Source organism: Leisingera sp. ANG59 (assembly GCF_013317235.1).
Classification (GTDB): Bacteria; Pseudomonadota; Alphaproteobacteria; order Rhodobacterales; family Rhodobacteraceae; genus Leisingera.
Genome location: NZ_WLCM01000008.1, coordinates 135,099 through 152,688 on the forward strand (window position 1 = coordinate 135,099; position 17,590 = coordinate 152,688).

Sequence of the window (17,590 nt, forward strand, 5' to 3'; positions counted from 1 at the left end):
CCGGCGCCCAGCCCCTAATTCAGCCGCCAGTAGTCCAGCCGGGTGCCGTGCGGCAGGTAGATCAGTGTCAAATTCTCATCGGTCAAGGAATTGATCTGGTAACACAGGCTGGTTCCATTAACGCTGTCCCAGGCCATCAGGTATTCGCCCTCCCCTTCGGTGGCGTGGCAGCTGCCCTGCACCGCGATAAACTCCGGGGGCAGCTCCATTCCGTCGTAGCTGAGCTGGCGCACGGCACCGGAAATTGTGAACCGGTCCATCGGATTCCGCTCGGACATCCATTCGCCCTGCATCTGCTGCAGAATCCGGTCGAACCGGTTCGGTGCGCGCGGGGTGACACTGTGCAATTCCAGCTCGCCAGAGTTGCCGAAATGGGTAATCACCTCGCCGTCAATCGCTAACGGGGCGCCCTGCAGCAGCCCCAGCAGATAGGTGAAGACCGGATCAGACATCTCGACCCTCCCCTCGGCGCCGAATTCCATGCCACTGCCAACAAATCTGCAGGTGACAGTTTCCATTGCCTCCTGCTGCTTGCAGCCCTGAAAGACCACGTCCACCGAATACTGCTCCCTGTCTGCCGCCTCGCGGAGGATTTCCCGCGCCGCCGCTTTCGCCGCTCTGCCGCTTGCGGGGTGAGAGTAGCGGCTGAGCTGGATCGTCCGATTTTCTGTGCCAAAGGCCGACTTGGCAAACCCCTGCCTGGCATGATCGCGATGCACACATTCCGCGCCATGCTGGATCCGGAAGCGGCCAGGTGCGGTGCAGAACCGGACACTGTCGTCGCGGAAGCTGTAACCGGGGCTTTCGGCGCGGAAGTAGAAGTAGCTGCGAGGATACTCCTGCGGCACCGGTTCCGCGCAATCGCCGGGACGCAGCGGCTGCCAGCCCTCTGCAACCCAGCGGCCGCCGGTGTGCAAGGTGACGGCCAGGTGATGCAGAGCCTCCGTATCGTTGCAGATACGGATCCCGGCCCGGGCTGCCGTGTCGTCAAAGAGGGCTGCCAGAACCAGGGCAGGCAGCCAAAGGCATTTCATCATTCTCCACCCCCGCAATTATCCGTAAGCACAGGAGGTTACCCAGCACCTGTAACGTCCATAGGACGATCAAACGCCGGCCGCGTTACCAGAAGATGAAAGGCCCCTCTTTTTTATCATTGCTTCACGCCAGGAGATGAAGCTGACCGCCGCCAGGATCAGGCCGCCGCCGGAAATCACCCAGATGTCGGCGGGCTCGCCAAAGGCCAGCGCGCCCAAGAGGGTGGCCCAGACCAGCTGCAGGAAGGTGACCGGCTGGGTGACCGCCACGGGCGCTGCGGCAAAGGCCAGTGTCATGGTGTAATGGCCCGCGGTGGCAAAGCAGGCGACCCCGAACAGGATCGCGGTCTCTGCCAGGGTCGGCGTGACCCAGGCCGCCAGGGCGAAGGGCGCGAGGCCGATGGTGACGAAGATCGAGAGCATCCCCACGACCACAGCGGGGCTGTTGCTGCCGACGGTGAATTTGGCAATCAGGTAGGACGCACCGAAGGAGACCGCAGTGAACAGCATGGCGATATGGCCGGGCGAGACTTCGCGGAAGCCGGGGCGCAGGATGATCATCGCGCCGATCAAGGCCACGGCGATGGCGGTGATGCGGCGGAAGGCCAGTTTCTCGCCCAGGAACAGCGCCGCACCGAGGGTCACATAGACCGGCGACAGGTAATTCATCGCCGTGACCTCCGCCAGCGGGATCTGGGTCATGGCGTAGAACCACAGGATCACCCCGGCGGTATGCACCACGCCGCGGCCGGCGAACAGCGCCCAGAGCCGCGGGGTCAAATGCGCATTGCGCAGCGCGCCGGCCATCGGGATCAGGAACACCAGCCCCAGCAGATAGCGCAGAAAGGCGCTTTCGGCGGGCGGGATGCGGGTGCCGAGCGATTTGACCAGCGCCGTCACCGCCACGAAGCAGAGGCCGGTCACCACCATCCAGAACACGCCCTTGAGCGGGTTCTGCGTGTGCTGGACGGGGGCGGCGGTCTGGCTCATGACGGTCACAGAACACCCGTTCGGGCGGCGGCACAAGAGTTCACATGTGAATTATTTCCAGGCGGGCAGCTTTCTGCCCGGAAACGCTGCGGCGTCACGGCAGCGGGGTGAACTCCTGATCATCGCCCGGCGGCAGCTGAAAGCGGCCATGCTGCCAGTCCCCCGCGGCCCAGGATGCCTTGGCGGCCTCGATCCGGTCGCGGGAGGAGGCGACGAAGTTCCACCAGATGTAGCGCGGCCCGTTCAGCGTTTCGCCGCCCAGCGCCATCAGCCGGGCGCCCTCAGCACCCGCGGTCACGGTGATCTCGTCGCCGGGGCGGAACACCATCATGCGGCCCGCGTCAAAGGTCTCGCCAGCGATCTCCACCGAGCCTTGCGTGACATAGAGCCCGCGGTCCTCGTGGTCGGAAGGCAGCGGCAGCTTGGCGCCCGGATGCAGCACCACATCGGCATAAAAGGTTTCGGAATAAAGGGTTGCGGGGGCTTTCTCACCCCAGGCGCTGCCAAGGATCAGGCGCACGGTCTTGCCCTCGCCCTCCAGCACCGGCAGCGCCTCCTTGCCGTGGTGCTCAAAGGCGGCGGGCACGTCCTCGTGGCTGTCCGGCAGCGCGATCCAGGTCTGGATGCCGAACAGGCTGCTTTTGCCCTGGCGGGTGGCGGCAGAGGTGCGCTCAGAGTGGGTGACGCCCTGGCCTGCCACCATCCAGTTCACCTCGCCCGGGTAGATCATCTGGTGGGTGCCGAGGGAGTCGCGGTGCTCGAACTCGCCCTGATAGAGATAGGTGACCGTGCCGAGGCCGATATGGGGATGCGGGCGCACATCGATGCCCTGGCCGGTCAGGAATTCGGCTGGCCCCGCCTGATCGAAGAAGATGAACGGCCCGACCATCTGGCGGCGCGGCGCGGGCAGCGCGCGGCGGACCTCAAAGCCGCCGAGGTCGCGGGCGCGCGGAATGATCACCGTCTCGATGGCGTCGAGGCTGCCCGCATCGGGGCATTGCGGTTCCAGTGCCGGATTCCAGCTCATCCTTCCCTCCTGTCTGCTGTCATGGGGGAAAGGTAGGGCATTTCTGCGCAGGCGATAGGCCTGCCTGCGCACAAGCGCTGTTCGTCACATCAGCAGCAGTTTGGCGGCAATCGCCCACATGGTGAGGCCGACGATGGCATCGAGCACCTGCCAGGCACGCGGGCGGGCAAAGACCGGAGCCAGCAGGCTGGCGCCATAGCCGAGGGTGAAGAAGAAGGTGAAGCTGGCGATGGCGGCCCCGGCGGCGAAGACCAGCGGTTCGGGATACTGGGCGGAGATCGAGCCCAAGAGCACCACGGTGTCCAGGTAGACATGCGGATTGAGCCAGGTGAGCGCCAGCACGGTGGCCAGCACCGGCAACAGCGCCGCGCCTGCGCCCTCCTGCGCGGCCTCCAGCGCCTCCCCGCCCTGCCAGGCGGCGCGCAGGGCGCGGGCGCCGTACCAGACCAGGAAGGCCGCGCCGCCCCAGCGCATCGCCTGTTCGAACCAGGGCAGCGCCACGGCCAGGGTTCCGAAGCCGAAGACGCCCGCGGTGATCAGCACCGCGTCGGACCCCGCGCAGGTCAGGCAGATCCAGAACACATGCTGGCGCCGCAGCCCCTGGCGCAGGACAAAGGCGTTCTGGGCGCCGATCGCCATGATCAGGCTGAGGCCCAGGGCAAATCCGGCAATCAGGCTGGGGGGCATTGCTGTCTCCATCGTTGTGCTGGGATTTGACTAGCGGCCGCCGCGCCTTTAATCCAGTTAAAGAGTTTCAGGTCAGATTAGAGTTTCTAATGCAGATGGACCCCAGCCAGCTGGCAGCGCTGAGCGCGGTGCTGCGTCTTGGCTCGTTTGAGGCGGCGGCGCATGCGCTGGCAGTGACGCCGTCAGCCATTTCGCAGCGGATCAAGGCGCTGGAGGACCGCATCGGCGCCGCGCTGGTGCTGCGCGGGGCGCCCTGCACCGGCACCGCGGCGGGGCTGCGGATTGCCAAACACGCCGAGGACATCGGCCTGTTGGAGGCGCAGCTGGCGCGGGAGCTGGCGCTGGAAGCGGATCACGGCCCGGTACGGCTGAAGATTGCGGTCAATGCCGACAGCCTGGCGAGCTGGTTCATTGAGGCGATGGCAGCCGTGGAGGGCGTGCTGTTCGACCTCCTGGTGGATGACCAGGACCACAGTGCGGAATGGCTGAAGCGGGGCGCGGTTTCGGCAGCCGTCACCGCCAGCTCCAAGCCGGTGACCGGCTTTGACGCCCATCCGCTGGGCACGCTGGATTATGCGGCAACCGCCAGCCCGGGCTTCTTGGCGCGCTGGTTTCCGGACGGCGTCACGCCGGAAGCCGCTGCAAAAGCGCCCTGCCTGATCTTCAATGCCAAGGACAACTTGCAGCGGCTGTGGCTGGAGCGCAATGTGGCCCCCGGCCTGGCGCCGCCCGCGCATTATCTGCCCTCGACCCAGGCCTTCATCGATGCGGCGGCCGCGGGGTTGGGCTGGGGGATGAACCCGCTGGCGATGGTGGAAGCCGACATCCGATCGGGCCGCCTGGTGCCGCTGATTCCGGAGACCACGCTGCCGGTGCCGCTCACTTGGCAGGTGGCGCGTGTGATGGCCCCGGCCCTTGCCGAGGTGACCCGCGCCGTGCAGAAATCGGCGAGACAGTATCTGACGCAACGCTAGACCGGAATGCCCGCCCATGTTCTCGAAAGACGCCCTGAGCTACGAACCGCTGCCCCTGCCCGACCGGGCGGAGTATTCCGATGCGGAAATGCAGGAAAAGGCGGCGGCGTTCCTGGCGCATATGCGGCGGCGTCACACGGTGCGGGATTTCACCGGCCAGCCGGTGCCGCGCGCGGTGATCGAGGATTGCATCCGAGCGGCCGGCACCGCGCCGTCGGGCGCCAATCACCAGCCCTGGTTCTTTGCCGCGATCTCCGACCCGGCGCTGAAGGCGCGGATCCGCGAAGAGGCCGAAGAGGAAGAGCGCCGGTTCTATGCCGGCGGTGCGGGGGATGAGTGGATCAAGGCGCTGGAGCCGATCGGCACCAATGCCGACAAGCCGCATCTGACCACCGCGCCCTGGCTGATCGTGGTCTTTGCCCAGCGCTGGGGCGAGTTCGAGGACGGCACGCGCTACAAGAATTACTACGTGCCGGAGAGCGTGAACATCGCCACCGGCGTGCTGCTGACGGCGCTGCACACCGCGGGCCTGTGCAGCCTGACGCATACGCCGAACCCGATGAAATTCCTGAACGGGGCCTTAGGCCGCCCGGCCTCGGAGAAACCGACCATGATCATCGCGGCGGGCCACCCGGCAGAAGACGCGACTGTTCCCTCCGTTGCCAAGCTGAAGAAGCCGCTCGAGCAGATCTGCCAGGTGTTTGAATGATGCAGGCCGCCGGATGAGTGCCGGCGCCTTATCCCTGCCCCGCAGCCTGATGCTGCAGGTGGCGCTGCCGCGGGGGGCGGTACTGCTGGGGTGGCTGGCGCTCAATCACTGGATCCGGCTGCCGGTGCCGCTGGCCTTTGTGCTGATCGCTGCGGACGGGCTGTTCCTTTTGTGGCAGGCCCGGGCCTTTCTGCGCAGTGCGGACGCGCATGTGCAGAGCACCGGCGCGATGGCGCCGGTCTGGGGCGGCTACCTGCTGCTGCTGTTTGCGGGCTTTGCGGCGCTGACGCAATGGTGGGACGCATTGCTGATTGCCCGGGCGGTGGAGGAGCCCGCCTATGCCGAACAGCGGCGGAAGGAGCGGGAGGCGCTGTACAGCCTGTCCGTGTCCGGGGATGGCCGGACGCTGATCTTTGACGGCGAGATCACCTTTGGCCTGACCAAACGGATGCGGCAGCTGGCAGAGGAAAACCCGGGCGTGGGTCTGGTGGCGCTGACCGGTCCCGGCGGGCTGATCGCCGAGGCGCGCGGCGTTGCCCGGCTGGTCCGGCAGCGGGGCTGGCACACCCGCGCAGACGGGCTGTGCGCGTCCGCCTGCACGCTGGTGTTTGCAGCCGGCATGGAACGCAGCCTGGGGCCGGACGGGCAACTTGGCTTTCACAGCTATGCGCTGCAGTTCGAGAGCGGCCTGCCGCAGATCGACCTGCAGCGGGAACAGGAGAAAGACCGCGCCTTCCTGCTGGGACAAGGGGTCAGCGCGGAGTTCGCAGAGCGGATATTTGCGGTGCCCAGCGCGGAGCTGTGGCTGCCGGGCAGCGGCGAATTGCACCGTGCCGGGCTGATAAGGCCGGACCCGCGCTGAGCGCGCCGGCGCTGCGGCGGAGCATGTCAGACGGCAAGCGCCTTGATCATACGGTAGTTATGCAGCGCCACCCCGAGGCGTTCGACTTCGCGCCGGGTCTCTACGGTGAACCCCTGGCGCAGGAAGAACCGTCGGGCGGCCTCGCTGGCCTCCACATAAAGGGACTTGAGGCGGAGGCTGCGGGCTTCTGCTTCCAGCCGTTCATAAAGCGCGGACCCCGTGCCGGTGCCCGCAACCTGCGGGTGGCAGTAAAAGCAGTCGATATGGCCATCAAGCTCCAGTTCGATGAAGGCCTGGGGCTGGTTCTGCGTGTCCGCGGCAACAAAAACGCGTCGGCCATCGGCGGCGCGGCTGGCCCATGCTGCCGCCGGGGCGGGTTCCGGGCTCCAGGCACGCAGCTGTTCGGGGCTGTAATCGCGGGCGCCGATGCCATGAACGGCGGCATGGAAGATCTGCGCAAGCGCTGCGGCGTCCGAGGGGCGGAACTCTCTGATCTGCATCGGGGGACCTTTCAGGGTCATTCTTGAAGGCCGGAAAGCAAAAGGCCCGCCGGGCTGGCGGGCCTTGGAAATTTCATCATGCGGCGGATCAGAGCTGCGCCATGACCTCGTCGGTGGCCTCGAAGTTGGTGGTGACGCGCTGCACGTCGTCGTCGTCTTCCAGCGCATCGACCAGCTTCATCAGCTTCTGCATGCCTTCCAGGTCCAGCTCGGTGGTGGTGGTCGGCTTCCAGACCAGCTTGGTCGACTCGGATTCGCCCAGCTCTGCTTCCAGCGCGTTGGACACATCATTGAGGTCGGTGTCGGCGCAATAGATGATGTGGCCGTCTTCGGAGCTTTCGACGTCCTCGGCACCGGCTTCGATCGCCGCCATCATCACGGTGTCGGCGTCACCGACGGCGGCCGGGTAGCTCACCTCGCCCTTGCGTTCGAACATAAAGCCGACCGAGCCGGTTTCGCCGAGGTTGCCGCCGTTCTTGGAGAAGGTGGAGCGCACGTTGGAGGCGGTGCGGTTCTTGTTGTCGGTCATCGCCTCGACGATCACCGCAACGCCATTGGGGCCATAGCCCTCGTAGCGGATTTCGTCATAGTTCTCGGCGTCGCCGCCGATGGCCTTCTTGATCGCGCGTTCGATCACGTCCTTGGGGACGGACTGCGACTTGGCCTCCTTGACGGCCAAGCGCAGGCGCGGGTTCTTGTCGGGATCGGGGTCGCCCATCTTGGCGGCCACGGTGATCTCCTTGGCCAGCTTGGAAAACAGTTTTGACCGCGCCGCATCCTGACGGCCCTTGCGGTGCTGAATGTTAGCCCATTTTGAATGGCCTGCCATGGTGCATCCTTGCTGCTGTATATCTGAATTGGCGCCCATATAGCCCTGCAAGGCGGTGGCTTTCAAGCGCCCTGCCCCGCTTTGCCCTTGTTCCGCGGGGTTTCGGGGATAAGCTGGCGCCATGACATATGAACAAGCCGTTTTGTTTGCGTTATTTGCTGCTGTCTTTGCCCTGCTGCTGTGGGGGCGTTTCCGCTATGATCTGGTGGCTTTTGCCGCGCTGATGGCGGGCGTGGTGCTGGGGGTGGTGCCAGCCAAGGACGCCTTTGCCGGGTTTGGCCATCCTGCGACGCTGGTTGTGGCGCTGGTGCTGGTCGTCTCGGCCGGGCTGGTGCGCTCCGGCGCGGTGTTCCTGATCACCCGGACGCTGGTGGACAGCGCCCGCGGCCTGGGCGGCCACATCGCGCTGATGGGCGGGGTTGGCGCGGTGCTGTCGGCCTTCATGAACAATGTGGCGGCGCTGGCCTTGCTGATGCCGGTGGACATCCAGACCGCGCGCAAGGCGGGCCGCGCGCCGGGGCTCAGCCTGATGCCGCTGTCCTTTGCCACCATTCTGGGCGGCATGGTCACGCTGATCGGCACGCCGCCCAACATCATCATTGCCGCGATCCGCGGCGAAACGCTGGGCGAGCCGTTCCGGATGTTCGATTTTGCCCCGGTGGGTGGGATTGCGGCGCTGGCTGGCCTCGCCTTTGTGGCGCTGATCGGCTGGCGGCTGATCCCGGCGCGGGAAAATGCGGCCGGCGCGTCGGAGGCGCAGCTGGCGCCCTACATCGCCGAGCTGACGGTGGGCGACGGGTCTGAGCTGATTGGCAAGCGGCTGGGCGAACTGGATGAAGAGGCCGAGAAAGCCGATGTGGCGATCCTGGGCCTGATCCGGGACGGCAAGCGGCGGTACGGGCGGGCTGTTGCTGCAATTCTGCGCGAGGGCGACACGCTGGTGATCGAGGCCGAGCCGGAAGCGCTGGACGAGTTCCGCAGCGCGCTGAAGCTGGAGTTTGCCGATGCCGCCCGGGCCGAGAAGCTGACGGCGGCGGGCGAAGGGCTGGAGCTGGTGGAGCTGGTGGTGCCTGAATCCGCGCGCATCCGGGGCCGGACGGCGCAGTCCATCGGGCTGGCCTGGCGGCAGAGCGCGGTGCTGCTGGGGATTTCCCGCCAGGGCACGCGGATCACCCGCCATATCCGCCAGACCGAGGTTCAGGCCGGTGATATCCTGCTGGTGCTGTCCCCGCGCGGGCGCAGCGCCGATGTGGCGGACTGGCTGGGCTGCCTGCCGCTGGCCGCGCGCGGCCTGGCAGTAACCGCCAACGACAAGACCTGGGCCGCCATCGGATTGTTTGCCGCTGCTGTCCTTGCGGCCTCCGTCGGGCTCTTGTACCTGCCGGTGGCGCTGGGGCTGGTGGCCATCGGCTATGTGCTGCTGAAGATCCTGCCGGTGGCGGAGATCTATGACCATGTGGAATGGCCGGTGGTGGTGCTGCTGGGCTCGATGATCCCGCTGGGGGCGGCACTGGACAGCTCCGGCGGCACGGCCTTGATCGCCAACGCGCTGACGGGATTGACCGCGGGCCTGCCGGCCTGGGCGGTGCTGATGGTGCTGATGGTGGTCACCATGACCCTGTCGGATGTGCTGAACAACACGGCGACGGCGATTGTTGCGGCGCCTGTCGGCATCCAGATGGCAGAGACGCTGGGCGTCTCCCCGGATCCGTTCCTGATGGCGGTGGCGGTGGCGGCCTCCGCCGCCTTCCTGACCCCGATCGGGCATAAGAACAACACGCTGGTGCTGGGCCCCGGGGGGTATCATTTCGGCGATTACTGGCGGATGGGGCTGCCGTTGGAGGCGCTGGTCATCGCGGTGTCCATTCCGGCCATTCTGGTGTTCTGGCCCTTGTGAGCGGTGCAAACAGGCGCCCGGCCTACTGCGCCTGCTCCTGGTGAACCGGAACCGCGCGGGCGGCACCGCTGGTTTGCACCTGAGACACCAGCGCAATAGCGGTTGAGCCTGCGAGAACAACAAACAAAAACACTTTTCTGAAATTCATGGCCTTACCCCTTACGAAGACACTGCTCCTCCCCATATGGGCAAAATATTAACAGTTTCATGTAACCGGGGTCACAGAAGGCGGATTTTCGCCGCCACTTTTAGCTTGCAGCAGGATCAGAGCGGCCAGAAGAAGGGGATGATCAGCGAAGCAACCATGCCGACGGTCAGGTTCAGCGGGATGCCGACACGCAGGAAGTCGGTGAATTTGTAGCCGCCGGGGCCGTAGACCAGCGTGTTGGTCTGATAGCCGATCGGCGTGGCGAAGGACGCAGAGGCCGCGACCATAACCGCAACCACCAGGGGGCGCGGGTCCACCCCCATAGCCTGGGCCAGGCCGATGGCAATCGGCGTTACCACTACCGCGACGGCGTTGTTGGACACCAGCTCCGTCAGAACCGAGGTCAGCAGGTAGACAGCCCAGACCAGCAGGAACGGCGGCAGCATCGACAGGCCGGGCGCAATGGCGTTGACGATCAGGGCCACCGCGCCGGAGCTTTCCAGCGCCGCACCGATGGCCAGCATTGAGAAAATCAGCGCAAGAAGCCGCCCGTCGACAAAGGAAAACGCCTCATCCGCATCGATGCAGCGGGTGATGAAGACCAGCGACACCATCAGCAGCGACAGCATCAGGATCGGCGCGACGCCCAGGGCGGCCAGCAGCACGATGCCGAGCAGCGCAGCAACGGCGATCGGCGCATGGCTGCGGCGGTAGGCGCGCTGGGTCGGCTGTGAAACATCGGCAAGGTCCATATCGGCAGCCAGCCGCTGGATATCGGCTGGCGCCCCCTCCAGCAGCAGGGTATCGCCGATCCGCACCACCAGGTCGTCCAGCTGCACGCCGATGTTCTGATTCCGCCGGTGCACCGCCAGCGTATAGACACCGTAACGGCGGCGCAGGCGCATTGCGCCCAGGCTGCGGCCCACCATCCGGCAGCCGGGGGTGATCAGCACTTCGACGGTCTGGGTTTCCACCGCGGAGACCTGATCTACCCGCTTCAGTTCCTTGTTCGATTGCAGGCTCAAGAGCTCTGTCATCCGGGTCCGCAGCACCACCCGGTCGCCGACCTGCAGCTCCACCCCCTCGAGGTTGCGGCGCAGCGAGGCGTCGCCGCGGATCACGTCGATGAGCCGCACGCCGGGACGCTTGAACAGCTGCACGCCGGTCACTTCGCGGCCGATCAGGTTGCTTTCCGGCGGGATCACCGCCTCGGTGAAGAATTTCATCTTCGACTTATCGCTCAGCATCGCCGCCATGCTGTCACGCTCCGGCAGCAGCCGCGGCGCGATGAAGCGCAAATAGACCATGCCGTAAACCACCAGGATCAGGCCCAGCGGGGTGACCTCGAAAATGGTGAAGGGCTCCAGCCCCTGCGCGCGGGCGACACCGTCGACCAGCAGGTTGGTCGAGGTGCCGATCAGCGTCAGCGTGCCGCCCAGAATCGCCGCATAGCTGAGCGGGATCAGCATCTTGGAAGCGGAGACGTTGAGGGTGCGGGCGATCTGGATGAACACCGGGATCATCACCACCACCACCGGTGTGTTGGACACCACGGCCGAGGCAGTGACGACAAAGGCCATCAGCAGGGCGATCGCCAGTTTGGGGTTCACCTCTGCCTGTTTTCTGGCGATCTGGGTAAAAGCATCAAGTGCGCCGGTGCGCACCAGCGCCCCCATGATGATGAACATCGCCGCAATGGTCCAGGGCGCCGGGTTGGACAGCACCGGCAGCGCCTCATTGTAGGGCAGAACACCGGTGGCCAGCATCGCCGCCACACCGGTAAGCGCCACCACTTCGGTTGGATAGGTTTCCCGCAGGAACGCCATGAACATAGCCAGGACAATTGCAAGCGCCACAAACGCGCTGCCGGTGTCACCAAGTTGAAAGTACTGCATATGCCGTGACTTTGCCCATTTTGTTTAAGGCGGGGTTAGCGCCAGCCAGCGCCCGCCATCGCGCAGTTTCCCCGAAACCCTTTGGCTGAGCAAGGATTTCTGAAAGCACAGGCTGTCCGCGGCGCGGAAAGGGCGTTTTGCCCGGGAAACTGCGTTTTCGCCGGATGTTCCTCCCGCCCGGCGGTTGCGCGCAAGGACAGCAGCTCCGGTTCAGACAGCAGCTTCCTGCAGCAGCCCGCCGTTGCGCACCATGCGAATCTGCTTGGCGGCGCCGGTGCGGTCGTCGGTTTCGACAAATACACCGGACAGCGTCGCCTCGCCGTTTGCCGGTGTGAAGCGGGCCTTGGGCATGCCGGTCAGGAAACGGCGCATCGGTTCGGCCTTGTCCATGCCGATGACCGAGTCGTAGTCGCCGCACATGCCGGCATCGGTCAGATAACCGGTGCCTTCGGAGAGGATCTGCGCGTCGGCCGTGGGCACATGGGTATGGGTCCCCACCACCAGCGAGGCACGGCCATTGCAAAAATGGCCCATCGCCATCTTCTCCGAAGTCGCCTCGCAATGCATGTCGACGATGATCGCCTGCGCCAGTCCGCCGCGCGGATGCGATTTCAGCACCGCCTCCACCGCGCCGAAGGGATCGTCAAAGGCGCGTTTCATAAACACCTGCCCCAGCACCTGCACCACCAGCACCTTGCGCCCGCCCGGCGCCTGGAACAGCCGGTAGCCGCGGCCCGGCGCGCCCTTGGCAAAGTTCAGGGGACGGATGATGCGCTGCTCTTTCTCGATAAACTGCAGCATGTCCTTCTGGTCGAAGGCGTGGTCCCCCAGCGTCAGGCAGTCGACGCCCGCATCCAGCAGAAGCTTGGCGTGCTCGCCGCTCAGCCCCATGCCGTTGGAGGCGTTTTCGCCATTCACCACAACAAAATCGAGCCGCCACTCTTCACGCAGCTGCGGCAGAGATTCGGTGATGGCGCGGCGCCCGGCGCGGCCCATCACATCGCCAAGAAACAGAATTCGCATTGCGGCGTGGTACGCGGATGCGCGCGGCAGGACAAGTCCCGCCGCGCGCACGCAAAACTTTTCTAAAAAGTTTTGCCAAGATTTTCCCCCAAAAACCTTGGCTGCGCTGCACAGGTCAGTGTGAAAACTGCAGGATACGGCTTTCGGTGACGATCATGTCGAGCGGCTGGTCGGTGGGCTCCAGCGGCAGCTCTGCGGCTTCCTGCGCGTCGAAGGCAAAGCCGATAGCAAGCGTGCCCCGCTTGCCGCGCAGCAGCTCCAGAGTGCGGTCGTAGAAACCGCCGCCATAGCCGAGCCGCCCGCCCTTGGCGTCGAAGGCAACCAGCGGCACCACCAGAATTTCCGGCTCGAAGAAGTCATCCACCTCCGGCACCATGGCGCCAAAGGGACCTTCGCGCAGCGCGCCTTCGGGCTGCCAGCGGCTGAATTTCAGCGGCTGGCCCGCGCCCATGATCACTGGCACGCCGACCGGGCCGTGCGCCGCGGCCTCAGCCATCGCGGGCAGCGGGTCGATCTCCGTACGGATCGGCATGTAGCCTGACAGCGGCACGCCGCGGTAGCCGGCCAGAACCTCCGATAGGTGGCCAGCGGCGCCGGGGATGTTGCGGGCAAACGCCTCCTTGCGGCGGGCAAAGGCGGCCTTGCGGGCGGCGGCTTTGATTTCGGTCAGATCCGTCATGGCGGTCTCCTAGAGCAGTAGAACGGCCGCAAGGCCCAGGAAGGCGAAAAAGCCCACCACATCAGTCACTGTGGTAACAAAGGCGCCAGAGGCCAGCGCCGGGTCAATTCCGGTTTTCTCCAATAGAACCGGGATCACCGTGCCCGCCAGCCCCGCCACGACCAGATTGACCACCATAGCGACGGCAATCACCACGCCCAGCATCGGCGAGCCGAACCAGGCCAGGCCCACCAGCCCCATGACGATGGCAAAGATCACCCCGTTGACCAGCCCCACCAGCACTTCGCGGCGGATCACCCGCCAGACGTTGGAGCCGGTGAGGTCGCGGGTGGCGATGGCGCGCACCGCCACCGTCAGCGACTGGGTGCCGGCGTTGCCGCCCATTGAGGCAACGATCGGCATCAGCACAGCCAAAGCGACAATCTGGGCAATCGCCGCCTCGAACTGGGCGATGACCAGCGAGGCCAGCACCGCTGTCACCAGGTTCACCGCGAGCCAGGGAAAGCGGCGCTTGGTGGTCTCGATCACCCGGTCGGCAAGCGAGCTTTCCTCGCCCACACCGGCAAGGCGGAGGATGTCCTCCTCGTGCTCCTCGTCCAGCACGATCATCGCGTCGTCGATGGTGATCACACCGACCAGCCGCCCCTCGTCATCGACCACCGGGGCCGAGATCAGGTGGTACTGGTTGAAGGCATAGGCCACGTCTTCCTCATCCTGATCGGCGGGAATGACCTGGAACGTGTCCTCAACCAGGCTGGTCAGCGGCACATGGCGCTTCGCCGCCATGATCCGGCCCAGGGTGACGTTGCCGATCGGATGCAGGCGCGGATCGACCAGCACCACATGGTAGAACTGATCCGGAAGATCTTCGGAGTTGCGCATGAAATCAATGGCCTGGCCGACATTCCAGTGCTCGGGCGCCATTACCACCTCGCGCTGCATCAGGCGGCCGGCGGAGTTTTCCGGATAGCTCAGGGATTGTTCGACCGCGACCCGGTCGGCGTCTTCCAGCGCGTCCAGAATGGCTTCCTGCTGCGGCACCTCCAGATCTTCCAGCAGGTCGACGACATCGTCGCTGTCCAGCTCCCGCACCGCGTCGGCCAGAACCATGGGGTTCAGGATCGAGATCACCTCTTCGCGGATGCTCTCGTCCAGTTCCGACAGGATCTCGCCGTCGAACTCCCGGTCGTAAAGCCGGATCAGGCTGATCCGGTCATCGGAATCGATCTGTTCCAGAAGGTCGGCGATATCCGCCGCGTGCAGATCCTCAAGCAGCTCTGTCAGGGTCTGCTGATCGCCCTGCTCGACCGCTTCCAGAACCTGCGCGACCATCTTGCGGTCGAGATCATAGGCATCTTCCTGAGGCTGATCGCCGGTGATGTTGTCGCCGCTGCTCATCTGATGCCCCCGGATTTTCTTGGTCATTGCCTGCAAAATAGTAGACGCCGCCGCCGGAAAACAATGGCGATGCCGCAATTTACCCGCGCCCCTTCGGCGGGTATCCTGCGCTGAGCCATTTTGCAAGGAAAGGGTTGGACGCATGGGCACCGGTTATATCCTGAAGGGGCAGGTTCTTGCCTTTTCCGCCTCTCCCTTTGCCGGGGAGCGCCCGCAGGATACGGCCCGGCTGCTGGACGCCGTGGCGGTGCAGGACGGGCGGATTGCGGGCACCGGCACGCTGTCGGAGATGCAGGCGCTGCTGCCGGAGGCGGAGACCGTGGATCATTCCGGCAAGCTGATCTTGGCCGGCTTTGTCGATGCCCACGTGCATTACCCGCAGACCGCGATCATCGCCAGCTGGGGCAAGCGTCTGATCGACTGGCTGAACAGCTATACCTTCCCGGAGGAAATGCGGTTCGGCGACCGCGCCTATGCGGATGAAACCGCAGGCCGCTACCTGGACCTGACTGCGGCCCATGGCACCACCACGGTTTGCAGCTACTGCACCATTCACCCTGAAAGCGCGGATGCGTTCTTTGCCGCGGCACAGGCGCGCGGGCAGCGGGTGGTTGCGGGCAAGACCTGCATGGACCGCAACGCGCCGGAGGGCCTGCGGGACACCGCGCAGTCGGCCTATGACGACAGCGAGGCGCTGATAGCGCGCTGGCATGGGGTCGACAGGCTGGAATACGCGATCACCCCGCGGTTCTCTCCCACCTCAACCCCGGTTCAGCTGGAGGCAATGGGCGCGCTCTGGGCCAAGCATCCAGAATGCCTGATGCAGACGCATCTGAGCGAGCAGACCGACGAGATAGAGTGGGTGAAATCGCTGTTCCCGCAGGCCCGCGACTATCTGGACACTTACGAGGAGTTCGGCCTCTTGGGCGCCAAAGGCCTGTACGGGCATGCCATCCACCTGGAGGAGCGCGAGCGGCTCCGGTTGCGCGAATACGGCGCGGCGCTGATCCATTGCCCGACGTCGAACACCTTCATCGGCTCCGGCCTGTTCGACATGGCCGGGCTGATGGCAGAGGGGCAGCGGATCGGCCTTGCCACCGACACCGGTGGCGGCTCCAGCTTCTCGATGCTGCGCACCATGGCGGCAGCCTATGAGATCGGCCAGCTGCGCGGCACGCCTCTGCACGCGGCGCAGCTGTTGTGGCTGGCGACACAGGGATCTGCCACGGCGCTGCGGATGGAAGGGAAGATCGGCAACATCGCGGCAGGCATGGAGGCGGACCTGGTGGTGCTGGATCTGGCCTCCACCCCCGCCATTGCTCAGCGGTCCGAGCGGGCCCAAGATATCTGGGAAGCGGTGTTCCCGACCATTATGATGGGGGATGACAGGGCCATCGCCGAGGTCTGGATCGGAGGCCGGCGGGTTTAGGAGAGGCGCCGACGCGCCTCTGCCTCCGGCTTGAGTATTTTGGCAAAGAAGAAGGGCTGTGCCCTTAAGTCATCAGCTGCCGTGCCAGCTGGCCGTGGCGTTCAATCAGGCTAGGCAGGTCCAGGGTGGTCAGCTCGCCGCCGCGGATGATCTGCTTGCCCTCGACAAACAGGTGCTTGACCTGGGTCGGGCCGGCCAGCAGCAGCGCGGCGGCGTCCCAGCTGCCGCTGGAGGCCACGCCCCTGGTGTCCCATATGGCGATGTCGGCGCGTTTGCCCGGCTCCAGCCGGCCGCAGTCGGGACGGCCCAGCACATCGGCGCCGCCGCGGGTGGCAATTTCCAGTGCTTCATAGGCGCTCATCGCATCCGCGCCGTTTGCCACCCGCTGCAGCAGCATGGCCTGACGCGCCTCGGCGCTGAGGCTGGCCATGTCGTTGCTGGCAGAACCATCGACCCCGAGGCCCACCGGCACGCCTGCGTCGCGCATCGCGCGGACCGGCGCAATGCCGCTGCCGAGGCGGCAGTTGGAACAGGGGCAATGGGCCACCCCGGTGCGGGTTCTGGCAAAGAGATCAATCTCTTGCACGTCAAGCTTGACGCAGTGCGCGTGCCAGACATCGTCGCCGGTCCAGCCCAGCGCCTCGGCATACTGGCCGGGGCGGCAGCCGAATTTCTCCTCGGAATAGGCGATATCTTCGTCGTTTTCGGCCAGGTGGGTGTGCAGCATCACGCCCTTGTCGCGGGCCAGCAAGGCGGAATCGCGCATCAGCTCTCGGCTGACGGAAAACGGCGAGCACGGCGCCAGGCCGACGCGGCACATAGAGCCTTCTTCAGGGTCGTGGAAGGCGTCCACCACCCGGATCATATCGTCAAGGATCGCGCGCTCTTCCTCGACCAGGCTGTCGGGCGGCAGGCCGCCATCGCTTTCGCCGATGCTCATGGCGCCGCGGGTCGGATGAAAGCGCAGGCCCACATCGCGGGCGGCGTGAATGGTGTCCTCGAGCCGGGCGCCATTGGGATAGAGGTACAGGTGGTCGGAGCTGAGCGTGCAGCCCGACAGCGCAAGTTCGGCAAGGCCCAGCTGGGCGGAGACGAACATCTCGTCCGGGGTGAACCGCGCCCAGATCGGGTAAAGCCGCTGCAGCCAGCCGAACAGCAGCGCATCCTGCGCCCCCGGCACCGCGCGAGTCAGGTTCTGGTAGAGATGGTGATGGGTGTTCACCAGCCCGGGGGTAACGACGCAGCCTCGGCCCGAAACCACCTCTCCGCTGGTTTGCAGCCCCTGCCCCACAGCGGCAATCACACCGCCGCGGATCAGCACATCGGTGCCATGCAGCACACGGCGGGTGTCGTCCATTGTCAGGACGGTATCGGCATTTTGAATCAGGATCTCTGTCATATCCACACACTCCAATAGACAGCCCGCTTCATGGGAATGTGTGATCGGCCGATGGAAAACGGGCGAAGAACCGGCCTGGATGGAAACTACAGGCCGGGACCGCCGGTTTC

Annotated in this window: 16 protein-coding genes; 5 read left to right on the plus strand and 11 right to left on the minus strand. The window is 65.4% G+C overall.

Features of this window, described 5'->3' with window-relative positions; genetic code table 11:
• Positions 1-14: 14 nt before the first annotated feature.
• The 4 genes from GKC28_RS09975 to GKC28_RS09990 all read right to left on the minus strand — a co-directional run bounded on the left by GKC28_RS09975 (position 15) and on the right by GKC28_RS09990 (position 3,738).
• Positions 15-1,037: a DUF1036 domain-containing protein gene (locus GKC28_RS09975; protein ID WP_254604197.1), complete on the minus strand. Its 1,023-nt coding sequence runs from the start codon at positions 1,035-1,037 to the stop codon at positions 15-17.
• A 66-nt stretch (positions 1,038-1,103) separates the two neighbouring features.
• Complete coding sequence (locus GKC28_RS09980) at positions 1,104-2,024, minus strand: DMT family transporter (RefSeq protein WP_254604198.1); 921 nt, start codon at positions 2,022-2,024, stop codon at positions 1,104-1,106.
• Between the two features lie 94 nt (positions 2,025-2,118).
• Positions 2,119-3,051, minus strand: a complete 933-nt coding sequence (locus GKC28_RS09985; protein ID WP_174146755.1) for a pirin family protein — start codon at positions 3,049-3,051, stop codon at positions 2,119-2,121.
• An 84-nt stretch (positions 3,052-3,135) separates the two neighbouring features.
• Complete coding sequence (locus GKC28_RS09990; protein ID WP_174146756.1) at positions 3,136-3,738, minus strand: LysE/ArgO family amino acid transporter; 603 nt, start codon at positions 3,736-3,738, stop codon at positions 3,136-3,138.
• 89 nt (positions 3,739-3,827) lie between these two features.
• On the opposite strand from GKC28_RS09990, the gene GKC28_RS09995 reads away from it, so the two are divergent.
• The 3 genes from GKC28_RS09995 to GKC28_RS10005 are packed head-to-tail and all read left to right on the plus strand — an operon-like array spanning position 3,828 to position 6,283.
• Positions 3,828-4,712 (plus strand): LysR family transcriptional regulator ArgP, encoded by an 885-nt coding sequence (locus GKC28_RS09995; protein ID WP_174146757.1) that lies wholly within the window; start codon positions 3,828-3,830, stop codon positions 4,710-4,712.
• Between the two features lie 16 nt (positions 4,713-4,728).
• The gene (locus GKC28_RS10000; protein ID WP_174146758.1) at positions 4,729-5,421 is read left to right on the plus strand and encodes a nitroreductase family protein; all 693 of its coding nucleotides are present in this window, start codon (positions 4,729-4,731) and stop codon (positions 5,419-5,421) included.
• Positions 5,422-5,434: 13 nt separating this feature from the next.
• Positions 5,435-6,283 (plus strand): hypothetical protein, encoded by an 849-nt coding sequence (locus GKC28_RS10005; RefSeq protein WP_174146759.1) that lies wholly within the window; start codon positions 5,435-5,437, stop codon positions 6,281-6,283.
• Positions 6,284-6,309: 26 nt separating this feature from the next.
• On the opposite strand, the gene GKC28_RS10010 is transcribed toward GKC28_RS10005, so the two are convergent.
• The gene (locus GKC28_RS10010; RefSeq protein ID WP_174146760.1) at positions 6,310-6,783 is read right to left on the minus strand and encodes a GNAT family N-acetyltransferase; all 474 of its coding nucleotides are present in this window, start codon (positions 6,781-6,783) and stop codon (positions 6,310-6,312) included.
• Positions 6,784-6,871: 88 nt separating this feature from the next.
• On the minus strand, positions 6,872-7,612 hold the full coding sequence (locus tag GKC28_RS10015) for a YebC/PmpR family DNA-binding transcriptional regulator (protein ID WP_174146761.1): 741 nt from the start codon (positions 7,610-7,612) through the stop codon (positions 6,872-6,874).
• A 121-nt stretch (positions 7,613-7,733) separates the two neighbouring features.
• On the opposite strand from GKC28_RS10015, the gene GKC28_RS10020 reads away from it, so the two are divergent.
• Entirely contained in the window at positions 7,734-9,509 is a 1,776-nt protein-coding gene (locus GKC28_RS10020; RefSeq protein WP_174146762.1) for an SLC13 family permease, read from the plus strand.
• Between the two features lie 264 nt (positions 9,510-9,773).
• Here GKC28_RS10020 and GKC28_RS10025 read toward each other — a convergent pair whose 3' ends face one another.
• The 4 genes from GKC28_RS10025 to mgtE all read right to left on the minus strand — a co-directional run bounded on the left by GKC28_RS10025 (position 9,774) and on the right by mgtE (position 14,652).
• Entirely contained in the window at positions 9,774-11,552 is a 1,779-nt protein-coding gene (locus GKC28_RS10025; RefSeq protein ID WP_174146763.1) for an SLC13 family permease, read from the minus strand.
• Positions 11,553-11,762: 210 nt separating this feature from the next.
• Positions 11,763-12,575 carry a TIGR00282 family metallophosphoesterase gene (locus GKC28_RS10030; protein WP_174146764.1) on the minus strand — a complete coding sequence of 271 codons (813 nt, stop codon included), beginning with the start codon at positions 12,573-12,575 and terminating at the stop codon, positions 11,763-11,765.
• Positions 12,576-12,690: 115 nt separating this feature from the next.
• Entirely contained in the window at positions 12,691-13,254 is a 564-nt protein-coding gene (locus GKC28_RS10035) for a 5-formyltetrahydrofolate cyclo-ligase (protein ID WP_174146765.1), read from the minus strand.
• A gap of 9 nt (positions 13,255-13,263) precedes the next feature.
• A complete protein-coding gene (gene mgtE / locus GKC28_RS10040; RefSeq protein WP_174146766.1) occupies positions 13,264-14,652 on the minus strand; it encodes a magnesium transporter in 1,389 nt (462 codons plus the stop codon).
• A 142-nt stretch (positions 14,653-14,794) separates the two neighbouring features.
• Between mgtE and guaD the strand changes: the two genes are divergently transcribed.
• On the plus strand, positions 14,795-16,081 hold the full coding sequence (guaD, locus tag GKC28_RS10045; protein ID WP_174146767.1) for a guanine deaminase: 1,287 nt from the start codon (positions 14,795-14,797) through the stop codon (positions 16,079-16,081).
• Between the two features lie 64 nt (positions 16,082-16,145).
• Here guaD and GKC28_RS10050 read toward each other — a convergent pair whose 3' ends face one another.
• A complete protein-coding gene (locus GKC28_RS10050) occupies positions 16,146-17,480 on the minus strand; it encodes an 8-oxoguanine deaminase (RefSeq protein WP_174146768.1) in 1,335 nt (444 codons plus the stop codon).
• Positions 17,481-17,590: the final 110 nt, after the last annotated feature.